Source organism: Actinomadura logoneensis, assembly GCF_003428695.1.
GTDB classification, from domain to species: domain Bacteria; phylum Actinomycetota; class Actinomycetes; order Streptosporangiales; family Streptosporangiaceae; genus Spirillospora; species Spirillospora logoneensis.
Genome location: NZ_QURH01000736.1, coordinates 1 through 3,480 on the forward strand (window position 1 = coordinate 1; position 3,480 = coordinate 3,480).

The following is a 3,480-nucleotide window of genomic DNA, read 5'->3' on the forward strand; positions in this document are numbered from 1 at the left end:
CCCGCCCCGGCGCCGGTGTTGCCGGCCGGGCCGTGGCGGGCGTCCTCGCCCGCCGCCCGCTCGTCGCGGGCCGTCGTCCCGCTCCCGGTCTCGTGGCCGCTCCCGGTCCCGGCCTCGGTCTTGTTCCCGGCCTCAGTCTCGGGCTCGGTCTTGTTCCCGGTCCCGGTCTCGCTCCCGGGCTCGGCGGGGGGACGCGTCGCGGCGGACGCGCCCGGGCCGTTCAGCGCGGCGGCGATCGTCTCGGCGGTGCGCAGGCCGATGCCCGGCACCTCGGCGATCTGCTCCGGCGTCGCCTCCTTCAGGCGCTTGACCGAGCCGAAGTGCTTCACCAGCGCGGTGCGGCGCGCCGGGCCGAGCCCAGGCACGGTGTCGAGTTCGCTGACGGTCATCGACTTCGACCGCTTCTGCCGGTGGAAGGTGATGGCGAAGCGGTGCGCCTCGTCCCGGATGCGCTGGACCAGGAACATGCTCTCGCTGTTGCGCGGCAGGATCACCGGGTCGTCGTCGCCGGGGAGCCACAGCTCCTCCAGCCGCTTGGCGATGCCGACCACGGCGATGTCGTCCACGCCGAGCTCGTCCAGGGCGCGCTGGGCGGCGGCGACCTGCGGCGGGCCGCCGTCCACCAGCACCAGGTTCGGCGGGTAGGCGAACCGGCGCGGACGGCCGGTCTCCGGGTCGATCGGGCCGTGCGCGGCGGGTTCGCCGGACGCGCCGGGTTCGCCGGGCGCGCCGTCCGCCGGAACGCCGCCGTCCCCGTCCTCGGGGAGCACGCCCGGCTCGCCGGTCTTCTCGCTCTCGGCCAGGTAGCGGCGGAACCGCCGGGTGATCACCTCGTGGATGGACCGGACGTCGTCCTGCCCCTCCACCGCCTTGATCGTGAACCGGCGGTACTCGCTCTTGCGGGCCAGGCCGTCCTCGAACACGACCATGGACGCCACCACGTTGGTGCCCTGCAGGTTCGACACGTCGTAGCACTCGATGCGCAGCGGGGCCTCGTCGAGCTCCAGCGCGTCCTGCAGCTCGCGCAGCGCGAGGCTGCGGGTGGTCAGGTCGCTGGCGCGGCGCGTCTTGTGCTGCTTGAGCGCCTCGCGCGCGTTGCGGTGGACGGTCTCCAGCAGCGCCTTCTTGTCGCCGCGCTGCGGCACGCGCAGCCGCACGGGCCCGCCGCGCGCCTCGGCCAGCAGCTCGGTCATGGCCTCGGCGTCCGGCGGGAGCGCGGGGACGTACACCTCGCGCGGCACCGCGTCGCTGTCGCCGTAGATCTGGATGAGGAACTGCTCGACCAGGTCGGGGGTGGTGACCGCCTCGACCTTGTCGACCACCCAGCCGCGCTGCCCGCGGATGCGCCCGCCGCGCACGTAGAACACCTGGACGGCGGCCTCCAGCTCGTCCTCGGCGAAGGCGATCATGTCCAGGTCGGTGCCGTCGGCCAGCACGACGGTCTGCTTCTCCAGCGCCCGTTCGAGCGCGCGGATGTCGTCGCGGAGGCGGGCGGCCCGCTCGTAGGCCATGGACGCGGCGGCCTCGCGCATGTCGCGTTCGAGGCGCTTGATGTAGCGGCCGGTGTTGCCCGCCATGAAGTCGCAGAAGTCCTCGGCGAGGGCGTGGTGCTCCTCGGGGGTGACGCGGCCCACGCACGGCGCGGAGCACTTGTCGATGTAGCCGAGCAGGCACGGCCGGTCGAGCTGGTGCTGCCGCTTGAACACCCCGGCCGAGCAGGTGCGGACGGGGAACACGCGCAGCAGCTGGTCGACCGTCTCGCGGATGGCCCAGGCGTGCGAGTACGGGCCGAAGTAGCGCACGCCCTTGCGCTTGGCGCCCCGCATGACCTGGACGCGCGGGAACTCCTCGTTGAGGGTGACCGCGAGGTAGGGGTAGGACTTGTCGTCGCGGTACTTGACGTTGAACCGGGGGTCGAACTCCTTGATCCAGCTGTACTCCAGCTGGAGCGCCTCGACCTCGGTGGACACCACGGTCCAGTCGACGCGGGCGGCGGTGCGCACCATCGTCTGGGTGCGCGGGTGCAGGGTGGCGAAGTCGGCGAAGTAGGAGCCGAGCCGCGAGCGCAGGCTCTTGGCCTTGCCCACGTAGATCACCCGGCCGTGCTCGTCACGGAACCGGTACACGCCGGGTTCGTCGGGGATCGTCCCCGGTGCTGGTCGATAGGTCGCCGGATCTGCCACGCTGAAAGCCTAGTCGGCGGCACCGACAACGGCGCCCCGCGCGGCCTCCCCGGGTGATCCAGATCTCGTTCGGGGCGTCCGGCACGGGATACAGGTCCCCGAAGCGACCATCGCTTTCGACCTAAAAGGGGGGATTTGGACGTGTCGGCGCTCTGGGCGCTGATCATTCCCGTGATCGCCGTCGCCCTGTCGGTGGGCGTCGTGGAGGGGGCCCGCCGGCTGCTCGCCGGGCGGCTGTCGGAACGCTGGCCGGCCGCCGGGCAGGCGGCCCGCCGCTGCACGGCGCCCGCGTTCACCTTCGCCGCCGCCGTCAGCGCCTACGGCGCCGTCCCGTACGGAGACCTGCCGCACCGGCTGGGCGCGGACCTGCGGCATCTGCTGCACATCGCGGCCACCGGCGCGACCGCCTGGCTGATCCTGCGGATCTTCTACGCGCTGACCGACCCGCCGCTCGACCGGCTGACCCGGGTCTCGGGCGAACGCAACCGCCGGGCCCGCCGCACCCGCACGCAGATGCTGCTGCTCCGCCGGATCGGCGCGGTGACGCTGGGGATCGTCGCGGCGTCCGTGGCGCTGTTCACGTTCCCGGCCGTCCGGGCGGTCGGCGCGGGCGTGCTGGCCTCGGCGGGCGTCGCCGGGCTGGTCGTCGGCATCGCCGCCCGGCCCACCCTCGGCAACCTGCTCGCCGGACTGCAGCTGGCGTTCAGCGACGCGCTGCGGCTGGACGACGTGGTCGTCGTCGAGGGCCAGTGGGGACGGATCGAGGAGCTGACCCTCTCCTACGTCGTGGTGCGGCTGTGGGACGAGCGGCGGCTGATCCTGCCGGTCTCGTACTTCATCGAGCAGCCCTTCGAGAACTGGACGCGGCACACCAGCCGGGTGATCGGCGCGGTGCTGCTGCGGGTGGACTGGAGCGTCCCCGTCGAGGAGCTGCGCACCGTCCTGCACGACTACCTGCGCGAGCACCCGCTGTGGGACCAGCGCGACTGGGTGCTCCAGCTCACCGACGTCCTGCCGAACGGCCTGGTCGAGATGCGCGCGCTGATGAGCGCCGCCGACTCGGCCAGCGCGTGGGACCTGCGCTGCGACGTCCGCGAGCACCTGATCGGATACCTGCGCGAGCACCATCCCGAGGCGCTCCCCCGGTTCCGCGCGGAGATCCCCGAGGAGACCCACGTCCGGGAGGGCGAGGGCCCGGCCGAGCCGGCGAGCGACGCGCTGCGCGAGAGCGAGTCGTCCGGGGCCCCGGCCGTCGGCCCGGACGCCGCGCCGGGGGAGGGCGGCCCGCGGGGAGCGG

The 3,480-nt window shown here is 73.5% G+C and carries 2 protein-coding genes; one reads left to right on the forward strand and one right to left on the reverse strand.

The window, feature by feature from the left end; genetic code table 11:
* Window positions 1-2,183 (reverse strand): excinuclease ABC subunit UvrC (gene uvrC, locus DZF91_RS26445; RefSeq protein ID WP_199486908.1); only part of this gene is annotated, 2,183 nt, incomplete at its 3' end.
* Window positions 2,184-2,324: 141 nt separating this feature from the next.
* Between uvrC and DZF91_RS26450 the strand changes: the two genes are divergently transcribed.
* The coding region (locus DZF91_RS26450; protein ID WP_235834583.1) for a mechanosensitive ion channel family protein at window positions 2,325-3,480 on the forward strand (1,156 nt) is incomplete at its 3' end.